The sequence below is a fragment of the Hymenobacter sp. HD11105 genome, from assembly GCF_054051685.1.
In genome coordinates this window covers 208080-225844 of record NZ_JBSWBR010000006.1, presented here as the reverse complement: position 1 = coordinate 225844, position 17765 = coordinate 208080, and the positions used below count along the sequence as shown (strand labels likewise).

Sequence of the window (17765 nt, the reverse complement as noted above, 5' to 3'; positions counted from 1 at the left end):
GTCTGGGGGGCTTTTATGTTATGATTTATTCTTACGGATTCACAACTCCATAATCCTCCGGCTCCACGGGCTGAGCGGCTGGAATACTAGTAGGTTCCGGCTGGCCAGGCAGCTGTAGCTCCCAGCCCTGCTGCATCTGCTTTAGGCCAGCGCGGGCAGTCAGGTCGAATTTGCAGGGCACGATTGACACGAAGTTGTGAGCCAGGGCCCACTCGTCGGTTTCGTCGCCTTCGTCGAGGTTCACGAAGCTGCCTATTAGCCAGTAATAGGGGCGCTTGTGCGGGTCGTGGCGCAGGTCGAACTCCTCCTGCCACTTAGCCCGTGCCTGACGGCACAATTTGGCTCCCAGAATGGGCGTGTCCGACTTCTTGGGAATGTTCACGTTCAGGGCCGTACCAGCCGGAATACCGTGCTCTAGTGCCTGGCGCGTGATATGCTCCACCCACTCTTCGGTGTGAGAAAAATCAGCCGAGTGTCCATAGTCGCACAGAGAGAAGCCGATAGCTGGCAGCCCTTCGATGGCCGCTTCAATTGCCGCCGACATCGTGCCCGAGTATAGCACATTTACCGACGAATTGGAGCCGTGATTAATGCCCGATACCACCAGATCTGGCTGGCGGTCCTTGAGCACGTGGTGCTTGGCTAGCTTTACGCAGTCGGCGGGAGTGCCGGAGCACTCATAGGCTTCAATGCCTTCGAAAATAGTGCTGGCATCGAGCCGCAGCGGGTGGCCGATGGTAATAGCGTGGCCCATGCCCGACTGGGGCGAGTTGGGCGCCACCACTACTACTTCGCCGATCCGGCGCATCACGCGCACAAGTGTAGCAATGCCGGGGGCTGTGATGCCGTCGTCGTTGGAGATAAGAATCAGGGGTCTGGAGGATATAGCAGTCACTGGCAAAGAACAGGTTAAGTGTTAGGTCGAGTCGCAAAGGTAGGCAAGGCAGTCGGCTTGCGGCCATGAAGCCTGTGTTAAGTAACCTCAGAGTCAACGACTAGTACGCTGCTACCGTATGGTTTTGATACTATGTTCTACTATTCTGCTTCCATCCGGGTTGTGTTAGTGTTGCTGGCGCTATCTGCCCTTGGCGCCTGCGATTCTTCCCCTACCCAAACGCCCGCAGCCTCTAGCGACGATCAGCCATTCGTTTCTGAGCGACCGGCTACTACGCCTCCCCCGCCTGGCACGGCTAAGGAACCCGTATCAGCCACTAACCCCACCACCCCCGACTCCCTGCACCTCATCAGTGAAGATCGGGTTGGCCGTCTGCGTCTGAACACTCATGAAAAGGCCGTATTATATCTGATTCCGGAAAGCCGCCGCCGCAAGTCTATGCGTACCAGCGGCAACACCACGTACCCAGTTTATGAAGTTACGGATGCGCAACAACCCGCGGCGCCTCCTTTATTACTGGAAATGGCAGCCGACACTCAGGGAAGCTACCGCATCCGGCGCATTCGGGTTATGGATCCACAGTACCGCACGGGCGATGGCATTGGTGTGGGCTCTCCCTATGGCGCGGCTCGCCAGCAGTATGGTATTAGTTCTGTAAAGCATACGCCCGATGGGCTGGTAGCTATGTCGGACGCTGGGAATATTGCGTGGCTCCTTGATGAGCAGTCGTTGCCAACCAAGCACCCCGAGCAAATGGCACCCGCCGATGTACCTACAGCCACCCGAATCATAGGAGTATTAATAGGGCGCTAGCCTTGAGGGAGCCGGTTGCGATTCGTTGCATTTCTTGTACTTTGGCAACGTCTCCGGCCTCGCTGGGGGGCTTTTTAGTATCTCACTCCCCTAAATAGTTATTTCCTGCCTATGACTTTTTTTGAAAACACCTACCGCACGCGTGATTTTGGGTTGTTGGTTTTACGAGTGGGACTGGGCATGATGTTTACTATTCACGGCTACCCAAAGCTCATGGGAGGCCAAGCCGCATGGACTGAGGTTGGTGGTGTAATGAAGCTCGTCGGGCTTGATTTTGCTCCTACTGCCTGGGGGTTTTTAGCCGCAGCAGCAGAGGCTATTGGGGGGCAATTATTGGCGGTAGGATTGTTCTTTAGAATCACGTGTTTCGCCCTTCTCATCACCATGATAATGGCCGCCATTATGCACGTAAGCAAAGGCGATGGTTTTGGGGGTTATTCTCACGCCGTCGAGGCAGCTTTCGTGTTTTTGGGTTTGCTATTTATTGGTCCGGGCCGCTACAGCGTAGACCAATTGCTTTTTCCAGAACAAGCACAGCTGTACTAGTCCAGAATTAATTTAATTCTGTAAAGCCTTCAATAAAGCGCTACTCTTATTCAGAAAGCCTCCGCTACGGGGGCTTTTTTTGTCCTATATACAGAGCGGAGGCCTCTTATTTTTCATTGTTTTATGAGATTTATAAATCAATTAAATATCAACGTATAAGCTCAAAAAGGCCATTTTCAGATGATGAGTAACAAGCATTGAAAATTAATATATCAATTTACTATAGCATCAACATCCGTTTGCTCAGCAGCAACGTAAGGCTTACACCAGATAAACATAATTCTTTCTCACTTTCATCCTATTTTCTTGGTTCTATGCTAAAATCTTCTTCCCTCGCCAAATGGGGCGTGGCTGTCCTTTTATTATCGTCGCTGAGCAGCTGCGAAGACATCTTAGAGCAGTATTTCCCCAAGCCTAACCCTACCACCCCCAATTTTCCTGCCTTAGGCCAAGACATTCCGTTTTATGCCCTATCAGGAGGCACTCGACTTGATGCCTACTCCACCAAGAACGCGGCCACACGCACAGCTTCTGTGGCCATTACGGGCTTAACCAGCGGCGAGCGACTGCTAGCCATCGATTTCCGCCCCGCTACGGGTCAGCTCTACGGGGTGAGCAGTGGCAGCCGCCTCTATGTAATCAACCAGAACACCGGCGCAGCTCGCGCTATTGGCGGAGGAGCCTTCACCCCGGCCGTCGCCGGCAATCTGGTGGGCTTTGATTTTAATCCCACTGTCGACCGCATCCGCCTGGTGACCTCTACGGGGCAGAACCTGCGCCTCAATCCTGAGACGGGCACCGTGGCGGCTACCGATGGCGTCCTGAACGGGGCCGCGGGTGCTAGCATTACGGCTGCTGCCTACACCAACAATATCAATGGAGTAACGAGTACGGCTCTTTATGCTATCAACACCCAGAACCAGCAGCTGTACCTGATCAACCCACCCAATGACGGCACGCTTGTGCCCGTGGGCAGCCTGAACCTAAACATCAGCGGGGACGGCGGCTTTGACATTGATGCCAAGACCGGCACGGCCCTGGGCCTTTATACTGTGCAGGGCAAACCGACCTTGTTCACGGTAGATCTGAGCACGGGCGCGGCCCGCCCTCTGGCCGAGTACGCTGCTAGCCTGAACTATAGTGGTATTGCCATCCCCACCCAGTCCGTCGCGTATGTGACGGAAGCTTTTGATAATCCACAAACGAGACGATTAGTAAATGTTCAGTTATTGTCCTTTGACCCCACTGATGTTTCCAATCCTAGGTCTTACCAATCCAGAACAATTAGTGGCATTGACAGCGAGGATCTGATCGTCGGTCTAGACTTCCGGCCAGCGACGGGCCAACTCTATGCGCTGACTTCTTCCAGTCGTCTCTATACTTTTAACCTAGGCACTGGCCAAGCCACCTTCGTGGCTACCCTTAGCATCCCTTTAGAACGTGGTAGCATTGGCTTTGACTTCAACCCAGTAGCTGATCGCATTCGCATTGTGAGTAGTACGGGCCAAAATCTGCGGGTGAATCCGGTAGACGGCGTAGCTATTGCCGATGGTCGTATTAATCCTAGTGGCATAAGTGGTAATGCGGCAGCCTACGATAACAACTTCGCTGGCGCCACGACGACCAACTTATACACCTCTGGTGTTAACTCCTCCAACATTAGTAGCCTGTATCTACAAAATCCGCCTAATGCAGGCACTTTGCTGGCAATCAATTCTTTGAGAAATAACATCGACCATCTTGATATTGGGGGAACGACCAATATGGCTTACGGACTTGGGGGTTCATTCACTGCGATGATTTACTCGATTAATTTGACTACTGGAGCTCAAACGCCACTACGGGAACTTAGGGGCCAACTCTTTACTGGCTTTGCCGTGGGCTTAGGCTTTTAAGCTTATCGTCCGACTTAACGCCTTCGACCAAAAAAGCCCCAGCTTGTGAGCTGGGGCTTTTTTCTTTTTGTGAACCACTTTGTGATTACAACTTTACGGAATGGTCACTAAGTCGAGCAGTAGTAGAACTCGCATGAACAGACTTGCTCCCTCTTACTAGTATGCGGCATGCGAGGCCACAGTACTTAAATAACAACAGGCTAAGACTTATGTAACTACCAAAAAGTCCCTAGAGCAGTATTCTGTACATATGTATGCCTTCCTAAAGTTTTTTTAGAAAATTTTTAATAATAGTAACATCTAAGTAGAAAAGACAACCGTAGGGAAAAATCAATCAGTACTATTGATTCTTTTTTTCATCCTATAATCCTGTTCGTATGTTAAAAACCTTTCCCCTCGCCAAATGGGGCCTGGCCGTCCTGCTCGTGTCGTCGCTGAGTAGTTGCGAAGACATTCTGGAGCAGTACTTCCCCAAACCTAACCCCACTCCGCCTACCTTTCCCAGCTTAGGGCTAGACATTCCCTTCTATACCTTATCGGGAGGAACGCGGCTGGATGCCTACTCCACCAAGGATGCAGCCACCAGAATTAACTCAGTTTCTATCACCGGCCTCCAGAATGGGGAACGCATCTTGGCCATTGATTTCCGCCCTGCCACAGGCCAACTTTACGGGCTAGGCAGTAATAACCGCTTATACGTGATCAATCAAATCACGGGAGTTGCCCGAGTTATCGGTACTCAAGCCTTCACACCCGCGATAGTTGGGGGCGTAGCAGGCTTCGATTTCAACCCCAGTGTAGACCGTATCCGGGTAGTTTCTTCCACTGGCCAGAACCTACGCCTCAACCCCGAAACGGGGGCCACTGACGCCACCGACGAGGCTATAAATGGTGCTCCAGGGGCCATGCTGACGGGAGTAGCGTACACAAATAATATAAGTGGGGCTTCTACCACTGCCCTCTACGCCATCAACTCGCTGGATAAGCAACTCTATATAGTCAACTCACCCAATAGTGGCACCATAGCCCCGATAGGCGCGCTCAACCTCAATATCTCGGGCGACGGGGGCTTCGATATCGATGCCAAGTCTGGTACTGCCCTGGGCCTATATGCCGTCAATGGGCAACCGACGCTCTTCTCCGTTGACCTCACTTCGGGCGCGGCGCGGCCTTTAGCCCAGTACAGTGCGAGTTTAGGCTACTCGGGCCTAGCCATTCGCACCCAGCCCGTAGCTTACGCCGCAGCTAATTTATGCTCGACCGGTAGCTCCTGCTCCAGCGAGCTATTGATTTTCAACCCGACTGATCCCTCCACCTTCACCAATAAACCCATTACAGGTATAACTGATGGTGAGCTGTTAAAAGGCTTGGACTTCAGGCCAAGTACTGGGCAGCTTTACGCCCTGGGTGACTTAAGGGGTATATACACCATAAACCCCGCTACGGGCGCGGCTACTTTAGTATCTCGATTAAGCATGAATCTACCGAGCGTTGTGGCCGGATTGGATTTTGATCCGGTAACCGACGTCTTACGCTATGTAGCTCCTAATGGAATAAATTGGCGGATAGATTTAGCTGCGGGACAAGCTCCCCGAGATGCACCTTTTACCCCGAACTCAACGCTCCTTAATGCGGCAGCCTACGACAATAATTTCACGGGGACCAGCACTACTAACCTCTATGTTGTTGACTACGGAACTGATAAGCTATATCTTCAGAGTCCGCCCAACGCGGGTACGTTAAGGGAGATTGGTAGCCTGGGCATCAACGTAGGAGACGATACTCACTTTGACATTGGCGGGCTGAGCAATACGGCTTACTTAATGCACACCCCGTCTGGCTTTTCCAATGTCTCGCGGCCAGGGCCTAGCCAACTATATACGGTTAACCTGGCAACGGGAGCAGCTACCCTAGTTGGTGACTTTGACTTTATTCGCATCTCGGACCGAGGACAATATCAGTTGCGTGGATTTACGGTGGGCTTAGGATTTTAAAGCTCATAATCCAACCAAAAAGCCCCCCAGACGACATCTGGGGGGCTTTTTGGTATAGGTTTTCTTCCGCCTTATGGATTGCCGATGCTTAATATACCGGCTCTACGAGGTGAACAGAGTAATCTGGCTGAATCGGACGTAAACGACCAAATAAAGTTAAGCTAGCAGAGCTTGCTCCAACTGCCTAGAGCGACAGGTCTTCTTTGTCTGGCGCTTTTACTATAGCTAGCTGCTGAGCGGCTATTTATCGGCTGCCGAATCAAGTTGGATTCTAAAAGTAATTTAATTTTCTAGCGAAATAAGCATATCTAAGTGCACACCAACTGCGTAGGCTAACTATCTCGATTTCAAGATCTTCATCCTTTCATCCTATTTTCTGGTTTCTATGCTAAAAACCTCTTCCCTCGCCAAATGGGGCGTGGCTGCCATGCTTATGACTTCGCTCAGCAGCTGCGAAGACATCTTCGAGAAGTACTTCCCCAAGCCCAACCCCACCCCGCCTACCTTCCCCAATCTAGGGCTTGATATTCCCTTCTACGCCTTGTCGGGAGGAACGAGGCTGGATGCCTACTCCACTAAGGATCCAGCCACCAGAATTAACTCAGTTTCCATCACTGGCCTGCAGAGTGGCGAACGTATTCTAGCGATGGACTTTCGCCCGGCTACGGGCCAGCTCTATGGGGTTGGCAGTACCAGCCGTCTGTATGTAATTAATCAGAACACGGGGGTGGCTCGGGCTGTCGGAGCAGGTCCTTTCACGCCTGCACTGACGGGCGACTTAGTGGGGTTTGACTTCAACCCCGAATTTGACCGGATCCGGGTAGGCACAAACACTGGTCAAAGTATACGCTTGCACCCAGAGACGGGGGCCGTAGTCAATACCTTCAGTCGAATAGCAGGCCCCGCGCTAACGGCTTTTGCATATGTTGGCAACGCCGGAGAAAGTATTTCGATCCGCTATGCTATCAATACGGAGAACCAGCAGCTCTATCTAGCCAGTATTGATTCTCAAGGTCCTGGGATTGATGAAGGCATCGAGACAGCAATGGGCTCTTTGGGCTTAAACATCAGCGGAGACGGCGGCTTCGACATCGATGCCAAGACGGGTACTGCTCTGGGCCTTTTTACGGTCAATGGCAAACCAACCCTGTTTTCCGTGAATCTACGAACAAGCGTGGATCAAAGAACGCAAACGTTGGCGGAATACAGCGCAAGTCTCAACTACACCAGCATTGCTATTCGTAGTCGGCCAATTGCCTATGTTGTCTCCAGTACCACAAATGGCCCAAATACCAAATTTGACAATCTGACGCTTCTCGATCCAACAGACGCGGCAATCTTCGAGTCGAAGGCTATTCGGGGGCTGCCAGCAGACGAAATTATAGACGGTCTGGATTTCCGACCAGCCACAGGTCAGCTCTACGCTTTGGCAAATTATCAGGGAACTGGCTTACCGCGGCCTAGTCGCCTTTACACTATCGACTTGGGTACAGGTGCTGTTACCCGCGTGGCAGATGTAAGTATTCTGATAGACCGCGCAGTATATGGCTTTGACTTCAACCCTGTTACGGACCGCATTCGCATTGTAAGTAATTCGGGCCAGAACCTGCAGGTGAATCCAACCACGGGCGTAGCTATCGCCGAGGGTTACGTTGATGGAGGCCCTTCTCCCAGACGATTAACCGCCGCCGCTTACGATAATAATTTCACTGGCGCTACGTCGACCAAGCTCTATGCAGCCGGCATTGCTCAATTCTCCAATAGCAAGCTATATCAGATAGATCCCCCTAGCAGTGGCAATCTGGTTGAGATCGGCAATGTGGGGGCTGATGTGCGACACATGGATATTGGTGGCATCAGTAACACTGCCTACGCATTAGTTAGCGTTGACAATCGTCCCCAACTCTACACAATTAATTTGGCAACGGGTACCGGTACGTTGGTGCGGCCTATTAATATTTTCATTCAGAATGCTGGTACCGAAGTGCATCGAGGCTTTGCTGTGGGCTTAGGCTTCTAAGCCGACCACATACTATAATTCAGAGCAAACACGAAAAGGCCCCGACTCTCGAGTCGGGGCCTTTTCGTGTTTGCTCTGAATTGTCACTATTTATTCTTTCGATTTAGCCAACTTAAATTTGAACAGACTAGGATTCTGTTTTTTTGGCGTTGATTGCGGAAAATTCCGTCGCGCTGTATGCTCCCCCTGCTCCTTTCCGTCTCCCTGCTTTTCACCGCTCCCACCGATTGGCGCACGCCCTTCGAGAAAGGCAACGGCAACACCACCGCCACTTACACCGAGTGCATAGAGTACTATAAAAGGCTCGACGCGGCCTACCCCGAAATTACGTTGCGCGAGGCCGGCACCACCGACATCGGCCAGCCCCTGCACGAGGTTGTCGTGTCCTTGGATGGAGACGCGGACCCGGCTTCGGTTCGGGCTAAAAACCGGCGCGTCGTCTTTATTCAAAACGGCATTCACCCCGGGGAGCCTGAAGGCATCGACGCTAGTATGATGCTGGTACGGGACTATGTGCAGAAGAAAGAACTGCGGCGCCAACTGGAAAATGTGACATTGGTTCTTATTCCGATTTACAACGTAGATGGAGCGTTGAATCGCAACAGCACAACCCGCGCCAACCAAAATGGCCCCCAGGAATATGGCTTCCGCGGCAACGCCCGCAACCTCGATTTGAACCGCGACTACATCAAACAGGACTCGCGCAACGCCCGTAGCTTCGCGGCTTTGTTTCAACGCTGGAAACCGGAAGTGTTTGTTGACACTCATACCTCTAATGGCGCTGATTATCAGTATACCATGACGCTGATCGACACTCAGCGAGACAAATTACATCCGGCCGTAAACCAATACATGCAGCAACGGCTTTTGCCATCGTTGTATGCGGGCATGGAAAAGAAGAAATGGCCCTTAACACCCTACGTCGACTTTGAAGGCCGCACACCTGAGAGTGGACTGCGGGGCTTTCTGGAAACGCCGCGCTACTCCACCGGCTACACAACATTGTTCAATACGCTGGGCTTCGTGACGGAGACCCACATGCTCAAGGAATTTGCCCCCCGGGTGCGCGTCACCTACGATTTTCTTGAGTTAATGATCCGCACCGTACATCAGGATGCGGCTCTCATCGCCCAGGCCCGCGCCGCCGCCGACCAGCGAACCCGCACCCAAACTGACTTTCCCTTGACCTGGAAGCTCGACACCACCCAGGTCGACAAATTCAACTTCCGGGGCTACGAGGGTCGCACCAAACCCAGCGAAGTGAGTGGGCAGCCGCGCCTGTATTATGACCGCAAAGCACCGTTTACCCGGCCAGTTAAGTACTACCACACCTACCGCCCCACAACTACAGTGCGCCGGCCCACAGCCTACATTATTCCGCAGGCCTGGGGCGAAGTGCTGGAGCGATTGCGCCTGAGCGGCGTGCAGCTCCAGCGTCTGCGCCGCGACACCACCCTCACGGCGGAAGTGTACTACGTGGAGGACTATAAAACTTCGCCTCGCCCCTACGAGGGCCATTACCTGCACTCGCAGGTAAAGCTCCGCGCTGAGCAGCAGGCCTTAGCGTTTCGGAAAGGCGACTTTGTTGTGATGCTCAATCAGCCGGCCGTGCGCTACCTGGTCGAGACCTTGGAGCCCCAGGCCACCGATTCGTTTTTCAATTGGGGCTTTTTTGACAGTATTCTGCAGCAAAAAGAGCACTTCTCCGATTATGTGTTCGAGGACCTAGCCGCCGAGCTGCTGCGCCGCGACCCGCAGCTTCGGCAGCAGCTCGAAACCAGCAAGAAGGAAGATGCCGCTTTCGCCCAAAATGCCGCCGCTCAGCTCGACTTCATTTACCGCCGCTCCCCCCACTACGAAAAGTCGTACCTGCGCTACCCGGTGGCGCGCTGGCTGGGGGGCAATTTACCTATTGAATAAGCCAACAAGTTTTCAGGGGTGCATTCTTCGCAGAATATTCTGGCGTTCTTGTGCCCCGCCGACCTCAATTACTATTACTACGCTCAACGAATGGCCATTCTCGAACTGGACAATCTCTCGAAAAGCTACGGGAGCACCCCAGCCCTGCGCGGGCTCAACCTCACGGTAGAGGCCGGCAGCGTGTACGGCCTGCTGGGGCCAAACGGCAGTGGCAAAACCACTACGCTAGGCCTCGCCCTGGGCGTGCTGCAGCCCTCGGGCGGCACGGTGCGCTGGTTTGGGGGGCAAATTTCGAGCGCCAGCAAGCGTCGGGTGGGCGCTTTGCTTGAAACGCCTAACTTTTTCCCTTACCTATCTGCTCGCCAAAACCTGCAAATAGCCGCCGATGTGAAGCGCGCCGATCCGGCCAGCATCACCGAGGCCCTGGAGCTGACCGGCCTGGCCGCCCGCCAGCACGACGCATTCCGGAATTTTTCTCTGGGCATGAAGCAACGCTTGGCCCTGGCCTCCACCCTGCTCGGGCGCCCAGAGGTGCTGGTGCTCGACGAGCCCACTAATGGCCTTGATCCGCAAGGTATTGCAGAAGTGCGCGCTCTTGTGCTGCGCCTCGCCGCCGAGGGCAAAACCATTATTCTGGCCAGCCACCTGCTCGATGAGATTGAGAAGGTATGCACCCACGTGGCCGTGTTGCAGCGCGGGGAGTTGCGCGCCGCCGGCTCCGTCGGTGACATATTAGCTGTAGCCGACCGCGTAGTGGTGCGCTTAGCTCCCAACGCGTCGTCGGCAGCCCTGCTGGAGGCGCTGGGGGGCTTTTCATGGATAACAGATGTACGGCCCGAGGCGGGTGGCAGTGTCAGCGCCGTACTGGCACCCAGCCATTCGCCCGCAGAGCTGAATCAGGCGCTTTTCCTGCAAGGTCTGGTTCTCAATGGCCTCGAAGTACGCCACCGCAGCCTGGAAACGCATTTTTTAGAACTGACCAAGTAGGTCAGACCGTCATGCAGGATTTCTGCGCCTTGAGCAGCAACGAAGTATCTCGCGGGCTGATGTTGCCACGCTAATTGTCATGCTGAGCTTTCAAGTGAGGCAGTATTGCAACGACCCCACGCGAGATGCTTCGGCTCCGCCTCTGCATGACGCGCTGCTTATTTCATTCAATATTATTTTATTCATTCCTCCTCTTACATCATGCTCTTACGCGCTGAACTCCGGAAGCTCCTGCCTTATCGCACGGTCTGGATTGTACTGCTGCTATTCGCGGTGCTGCTGACATTCTTCGTCTCGGTCGGGAGCAACGTTACTATCAACGGGCAAACGGTTGGCAGCAGCCTGTATGCGTTTCCGGGCCTGTGGGGCAAGCTGGCTTACGTGGCCAGCTACTTTCACTTGCTGCTCGGCATTCTGCTTATCATTCTGATTACCGACGAGTTTCAGTTTCGCACGTTTCGCCAGCAGCTCATCGATGGCAGCTCGCCGGCTGGCCTGATTCAGGGTAAGCTAGCCGTATCGGGCCTGCTGGCGGCGTTTGGCGTTGTAGTGGTGCTACTCGTTGGCCTTTACTTTGGCTTGCAGCACGCCGATGAAACTAGCTCCCCTGCCACCGAGGGCCTGTTTGATGCGTTATTGCGCTACGGCGTGCAGGCCCTGGGCTACCTAAGCCTGGCGGCCTTATTTGGCTTTTTGATCCGCAAGAGCGGGCCGGCCATCTTGCTCTTTCTGCTCTATTCCTGGGTTATCGAGCCGTTGCTGCGCCTGCCCGTCGCCGACCACATCGACCGATACTTTCCTACTAAAGTATTTTCTGCCCTCACACCCAATCCCACGCAGGCTATCCTCGATACCATGACGGGGCCAACCAGTGCTCTCACCGCCGCTCAAGCCATCCCCCTGACGTTGGCTTATGCTGGCATCTTTTGGCTGCTGAGCTACCTGCTAATTCGCTACCGCGATATGTAGATCAGGCCAAGCAATTCGTTTTCTGTCATCAAAAAGCCCCCCAGCCGAGAATTGACTCAGTTGGGGGGCTTTTTAATGCTAGCAACGGTTAACGGCTTAAGGCTGCGGGTCGCTTGTTAGCGAATTGGCATAGTTCACGATGTAAGCCAGTTCACGCGCGTTGGTAAAGTCCAGGTTGTTTTGCTTGGCGTACTGTTCAATTTGTCGGGCCTGTTTGCGGTAAACGGCCAGCAAATCCTTTTTCGGGTTACGCAGCGGAATAATAGAGCCAGTAGTCGTGCCCAGGTAAAAATTGTCTTTTATCTCGGAGTAAGATCCCGCGTAGCGCGAAGCGCCGTAGGGGTAGCCGCCAAAGCCGCCGTAACCGTACGGACTATTGGCGTACACGGGCCGTTCTACCAGAGCCTCGCGTCGCAATAAGACCGTGGGCCCGCTGCTAAGCTGCTCAAAAAACGCAGGCGATTTGTAGTCGCTGTAGTCGTTGTCGCGATTCCAGCGGTAAGTCCGAAATACGCGCACCAAGCTGGTATCGGGCCGCTCCCGGCGCTTAGGCAGGGGGCCGTTGAAAAAGGCCGGGCTGCCGTAGAAGTAGCCCCGGCGCGCGTCGTAGAAATCGTCGTAATAAAACGCGTCGCGGCGGCGGTCGTACTGCTCGCCTTTTACGGCAAAGCTTTGCACGGCCACCGCCGAGAGGGTATTTATTGTGTTGTTGGGCATGGTCATGCGCACCACGTCTTCATTGCGATGCAGCACTAGTGGGCCTTCCAGCGTATCACCATTCGCCAGGAGCACGGTGCTACCCGCGAACTCCTGCACAAAGTTAGTGCGCTGAGCCTGAGCACCCGACGCCGAAAACAAGCTGAGCGCTAGGGTGGCCGCACCAATACTGAAGAGGGAACGCAGGGTTTTCATAGCCAAAGTAATATAGCCAAAAAACGCGTTTTCGGGCTATTTGCTACGATTCTTTTTCGTTGGAAGCCGTCGTTACAACGGGGTGCAGCTCGCTCAGAATCAGATGGCCCAGCTTATCGCGCTTGGTAGCCAAATAACTTTGGTTGTGCTGGTTGGGTTCAATTTCGATGGGCACGGTTTCGACAATTTCAAGGCCGTAACCCATCAAGCCTGTTCGCTTGCGAGGGTTGTTGGTGAGCAGGCGCATCTTGCTGATGCCCAAGTCGCGCAGAATAGACGCGCCTACGCCGTAGTCGCGCTCATCCATCCCAAAGCCCAGCTCTACATTAGCTTCCACCGTGTCGCGACCCTGCTCCTGCAACTTGTAGGCTTTCAGCTTATTGAGCAAGCCAATACCGCGGCCTTCCTGGTTCATATACACCACCACGCCACGACCGGCCTGGTCGATTTGCGTCATGGCGCGGTGCAGTTGGGGGCCACAGTCGCAGCGGCAGGAGCCGAAAATATCGCCGGTCACGCACGAGGAGTGCACGCGCACCAGCGGCGGCTCGGAGCCATTCAGGTCACCTTTTACTAGCGCTAAGTGCTGGGCGCCGTTGGAGCGCTGGGTGAAGGCGTATAAGTCGAAATCGCCCCAGGTGGTGGGCAATTTCACGGTAATGTCGCGGGTGATGAGGCTTTCCTTGGCCAGGCGGTACTTGATCAGATCCTGCACCGAAATCAGCTTCAGATTCCAGCGCTTGGCTACTTCTTCTAGATCAGGCACGCGGGCCATCTCTCCGTCTTCCTTCAGGATTTCAACCAGTACGCCCGCCGGCTCAAAGCCAGCCAGCCGGGCCAAATCGACGGCCGCCTCGGTGTGGCCGGCACGGCGCAGCACGCCTTCTTTGCGGGCCTTCAAAGGGAAAATATGGCCTGGGCGACCCAGTTCCTCAGGCTTCGTAGCCGGATCGATGAGTGCCAGAATGGTTTTGGAGCGGTCGGAAGCAGAAATACCGGTCGTGACGCCATTCTTCAGCAAATCGACTGATACGGTAAAGGGGGTCGCGTGCAGAGCGGTATTGCGGCCTACCATTAGCTCCAGACCCAGCTCATCGCAGCGGTCTTCGGTTAGCGGCGCGCACACCAGGCCCCGGCCGTGCGTAGCCATGAAATTGACGACCTCGGGGGTGGCGCAACGAGCGGCACAGATAAAGTCGCCTTCGTTCTCGCGGTCTTCGTCGTCGACCACAATCACAACTTTGCCGGCGCGGATATCGGCAATGGCGTCTTCTATTGAATTAAGCATGAACGTAGATGGTGCAGATGTAAGGATAGAGCGGCTGGGGGGCCTTTTCAGGGAAATTAACCGCAAAGCTGGTTGAATAACCACCAACCGCAGCGCGAAGTTACGGGGCTTGAAGTTATGGGGCTTCGCAAGGGAATTCGCGAACGATCAGCTCCCCTGCTTACTAAGGAGGGAAGCTAATCGTCCTCCAATTCATTCCCAGTTATTTCTTCTTACTCCTTGGCTAACTCCGTAGCGCGTTGCTGCGCCGCCTTGATGCCATCAACGAGCGTCTCGGCTAGGTTGCCTGCTCGAAACGTACGCAACGCTGCTTCAGTAGTACCTCCTTTTGAAGCTACGTTGGCGATGAGTTGGTCAATGCTTTGGTCGGAGTTATTAAGCAGATGAAAGGCTCCCAGCATTGTCTGTTTCACCAACAGCCCCGCCACTGACTCCGAAAAGCCTAGTTCCTGCCCTGCCCGCATCATGGCCTGCACGATGTAGTAGAAATACGCAGGGCCGCTGCCACTCACAGCCGTCACGGCATCCAGCAGACTTTCATCTTCCAGAAAAATAGAGCGGCCGGTAGCATTCAGCAGGTTCTCTACCTGGTGCAGACGCAACCGCTCCACTTCCGGCGAGGCCGAAAAGCCCGTAATGCCCATGCCCAACAGGGCTGGCGTATTGGGCATGGCGCGCAGCACCTGCCGGTGGGCCAACTCCCGTTGCAAGCGCGCAATCGGGATGCCTGCCATGATGGAAAGCACAATCTGATTGGGTTGCAGCACCTGCCGCAACCCATCGGCCACGCGGCTGAAATCTTGGGGCTTCACGGCAATCAACACCACATCAAAAGTACCCACGGCTTCGGAAAGCAGCCCTGACGGTAGGCCCGGCAAGCTACTCGCCAGTCGCTGGCAATAGGCATCGTCGCGGCCGATGAGAAGCATATCAGTGCGAGCCACGAGGTTGTATTGCAGAAAAGCTTTGGCAAAGGCCTGCCCCATATTGCCACAGCCCAGAATGGCGATGCGTAGGTTCTTGTTCATGAGAAATCTTGCTAAGCTGAGTAAATGGTTGCCGCCGCGAAGCCTTGTGCCATGAGTATAATTTGCACAATAGCCGCTAGAACAAGGCTCTTTTCTACGCCTTTTTGAACAATTGCTCCAACCTGCTGGTAGCCGACGCCCAATTGTAGTTTTTGCGCACAAAATCAAGTCCTTGAGTAGCTAATAAAGCAGCTTCAGTGGGTTGGGCAAGTAGATCGCTGATATGCGCGGCCAGTTCGTCGGCTGTTTGCCCTACTAATAGGTGCTCACCGGGCGTACCGCGCAAGGCATTGTTTGCCAGAGGCGTGGTTACGCAGGGCAAGCGCATAGCCATAGCTTCGAGCAACTTATTCTGCAGGCCTGTACCTACCCGCATGGGCGCCACAAATACACCCGCTGCCGCGTAGGCTTCCCGAATATCGGCCAGCCAGCCACTGACGGTAACGGCCGGTGAGGCCAGCGCCTGCACCCGCGGAGCCGGCGTGGTGCCGGCAATTAGTAGGCGGGCTTTTGGATGGCTTTGGCGAACGATGGGCAGAATCTCCTCAGCCAAAAACACGGCCGCATCCACATTAGGATGATAGTTCATGTTGCCACAAAACAGCAGCTCGTACTCTGTTCTGCTCTGCACGGGTCGAAAATACTTAGTATCAATGCCATTCAGCACCACTTCAATTTCGGCCCGCCGTGGATGGTCGATAAGCTGACGGTCCTGGTCGGAAATGATGGTGTGGTGGCGAAACCAGTCGAACGCCGCCGCTTCGTAGGCTTGCAGGCGTCGCGCTTCGAGCTGAAACACAGGGCGCTGCCATTGGGGGGCTTTTTCGGCCCGGCGCAGCATCCCAGCCGAAAACACGTCCATATAATCGATGGTGCAGGGCACATGCCGGGCATGGGGGCGCAGGTATTCAGCCATGCGTATAAGCTGACAATACGCATGGTGGGGCCGAAAAGCCACCAGCACTTCATTCAGCCTGCGCTGCGCATCGGCATCATGGAAATAGCCCACCTGCAACGGGCGCCCATCGGCCAGGGCCCGGGTCATATTTAAGGCAATACGGGGGCGACGCAGCGCATGCACGTGAAGCCCGCCGGCACAGAACGGGGTTACCGCGGCCCGCGCGGCCGCCGATACAGGCTCATCGGTCAGGGCAAAAAGGCAAATCTCGTGGTGCTGAGACAAGTAGCGCAATTGATGAAACGCGCGTAGCTTATCGCCCTTGTCGAGCGGGTAAGGAAACCGAGACAGCAAGACGAGCAGCTTCATGGGGGGCAAAGTTACGCACCGGGCGCGGCCAAGGTACGGTACAACTCTACGAAGCGCTCTATCACCAGCCGATTGTCGTAGGTACTTCTGATAGTTTGAGCCGCTGCCGCTCCTATTTGGGCGTGTGGCAGGTCGCCATTGTAGTAGCTCTCAATGCGGTTAATCCACTCACTGGGCTCGTCGCAAAGCACGATATCGTGGTTGTTTTGCACGCTAATGCCCTCCGAGCCCAGGCCTGTACTAATAATGCACTTGCCCAAGGCCATTCCCTCAATGATTTTCACCCGCATTCCTCCCCCACTCAGCAGAGGCACAATCATGAGCTCATAGCGCTGCATAAAGTCAGGGGCAGATTCCACGAAGCCATGAGCGAATACGTTGGCGCCACTTAAGCGCAAGATGCGCTCGGGCGTTTCTTTGCCCGCCAAGTGCAGCTCAAGGTCAGGCATGCGCTCGTGCACCTGCGGCCATACGTGGGTTAAAAACCAGTCGAGGCCCTCCAGATTGGGCAGCCAGTTTAAGGAGCCAATCATGTACAAGCTTTTAGGCTTGGGGCAGATTGCAGGATCAGTTTTAAACCGACTCAAATCGACACCAGCCGGGACGAATACCACTGGCTCGGGGCAGCCCAAGGCCCGCAGCCGGCGCTGGTCTGGGGGGGTAATTGCGGCTACCGCATCGAAGCGGGGAAGGTATTTTTCCTCAAAGCGCTTCAGCCCTCTGGCCAAATGATGTAGATACAAGCTCTTGACCGGATTCCGCTCCCGCTCGGCCAGCATCGCCCAGATGGTATGCTCCACGTTATGAGCGCGAAGCACCACGGGCATATTTGGGGCCTGAGCCCGGATAACATCTACGTACCAGGCTACAAAAGTGCCTTCCACTTGTACAACATCAAAGCGCTCAGTGCGCAATAAGTGAGTCAGTTTATCAGCCAGCTGCGGACTTACAAAGCGCTCCACATTGTAAGGCACCTTGCCCCTGAGCAGGTTTTTCAGCGCCTTCAGTGGGTTCAGGCGTGTATCGACGGGCACGGTAATCAGGCGGACGCCGGGCAGGTGGCTCAGCACCTCATCCGACTGATGGTGCTTGGGTGTGTTGGCGGCCAGTACGGTTACACGGTGACCTTGGTGAGCTAGGCCGGCAGCAACGTCATACATGGCAATAGCTCCTCCATCGTGGGGCGGAAAAGGCACGCGCGAACAGAGCTGCAAAATATGCACAGACTTAT

At 54.5% G+C, this 17765-nt stretch carries 14 protein-coding genes; 8 read left to right on the top strand and 6 right to left on the bottom strand.

Going from position 1 to position 17765, the window contains the following annotated elements:
• Positions 1–31 precede the first annotated feature (31 nt).
• Positions 32–886: a 5'/3'-nucleotidase SurE gene (gene surE, locus ACW9KT_RS17745; protein WP_457082880.1), complete on the bottom strand. Its 855-nt coding sequence runs from the start codon at positions 884–886 to the stop codon at positions 32–34.
• 141 nt (positions 887–1027) lie between these two features.
• Here surE and ACW9KT_RS17740 point away from each other — a divergent pair, with 141 nt between their 5' ends.
• From ACW9KT_RS17740 to ACW9KT_RS17705, 8 genes are all read left to right on the top strand, one after another.
• Positions 1028–1708: a hypothetical protein gene (locus ACW9KT_RS17740; protein ID WP_457082840.1), complete on the top strand. Its 681-nt coding sequence runs from the start codon at positions 1028–1030 to the stop codon at positions 1706–1708.
• 111 nt (positions 1709–1819) lie between these two features.
• Positions 1820–2254 carry a DoxX family protein gene (locus tag ACW9KT_RS17735; RefSeq protein WP_457082838.1) on the top strand — a complete coding sequence of 145 codons (435 nt, stop codon included), beginning with the start codon at positions 1820–1822 and terminating at the stop codon, positions 2252–2254.
• Between the two features lie 314 nt (positions 2255–2568).
• Positions 2569–4149 (top strand): DUF4394 domain-containing protein, encoded by a 1581-nt coding sequence (locus ACW9KT_RS17730; protein ID WP_457082836.1) that lies wholly within the window; start codon positions 2569–2571, stop codon positions 4147–4149.
• Between the two features lie 377 nt (positions 4150–4526).
• A complete protein-coding gene (locus ACW9KT_RS17725; protein ID WP_457082834.1) occupies positions 4527–6143 on the top strand; it encodes a DUF4394 domain-containing protein in 1617 nt (538 codons plus the stop codon).
• Between the two features lie 385 nt (positions 6144–6528).
• Complete coding sequence (locus ACW9KT_RS17720; protein WP_457082832.1) at positions 6529–8163, top strand: DUF4394 domain-containing protein; 1635 nt, start codon at positions 6529–6531, stop codon at positions 8161–8163.
• Between the two features lie 177 nt (positions 8164–8340).
• Positions 8341–10083, top strand: coding sequence for a M14 family metallopeptidase (locus tag ACW9KT_RS17715; protein ID WP_457082830.1), 1743 nt, complete (start codon positions 8341–8343; stop codon positions 10081–10083).
• A gap of 90 nt (positions 10084–10173) precedes the next feature.
• Positions 10174–11070, top strand: a complete 897-nt coding sequence (locus tag ACW9KT_RS17710) for an ABC transporter ATP-binding protein (protein WP_457082828.1) — start codon at positions 10174–10176, stop codon at positions 11068–11070.
• Positions 11071–11271: 201 nt separating this feature from the next.
• Positions 11272–12039 (top strand): ABC transporter permease, encoded by a 768-nt coding sequence (locus ACW9KT_RS17705; protein ID WP_457082826.1) that lies wholly within the window; start codon positions 11272–11274, stop codon positions 12037–12039.
• Between the two features lie 96 nt (positions 12040–12135).
• Here the strand turns inward: ACW9KT_RS17705 and ACW9KT_RS17700 are convergent, their stop codons facing one another.
• The 5 genes from ACW9KT_RS17700 to ACW9KT_RS17680 form a co-directional block, all read right to left on the bottom strand.
• Entirely contained in the window at positions 12136–12951 is an 816-nt protein-coding gene (locus ACW9KT_RS17700) for a hypothetical protein (protein WP_457082824.1), read from the bottom strand.
• 43 nt (positions 12952–12994) lie between these two features.
• Positions 12995–14239, bottom strand: a complete 1245-nt coding sequence (locus tag ACW9KT_RS17695) for a bifunctional 3,4-dihydroxy-2-butanone-4-phosphate synthase/GTP cyclohydrolase II (RefSeq protein WP_457082822.1) — start codon at positions 14237–14239, stop codon at positions 12995–12997.
• Positions 14240–14451: 212 nt separating this feature from the next.
• Positions 14452–15267, bottom strand: coding sequence for a pyrroline-5-carboxylate reductase (gene proC / locus ACW9KT_RS17690; RefSeq protein WP_457082820.1), 816 nt, complete (start codon positions 15265–15267; stop codon positions 14452–14454).
• Between the two features lie 94 nt (positions 15268–15361).
• Positions 15362–16534 carry a glycosyltransferase gene (locus ACW9KT_RS17685; RefSeq protein WP_457082818.1) on the bottom strand — a complete coding sequence of 391 codons (1173 nt, stop codon included), beginning with the start codon at positions 16532–16534 and terminating at the stop codon, positions 15362–15364.
• Positions 16535–16545: 11 nt separating this feature from the next.
• On the bottom strand, positions 16546–17730 hold the full coding sequence (locus tag ACW9KT_RS17680; protein ID WP_457082816.1) for a glycosyltransferase family 4 protein: 1185 nt from the start codon (positions 17728–17730) through the stop codon (positions 16546–16548).
• Positions 17731–17765: the final 35 nt, after the last annotated feature.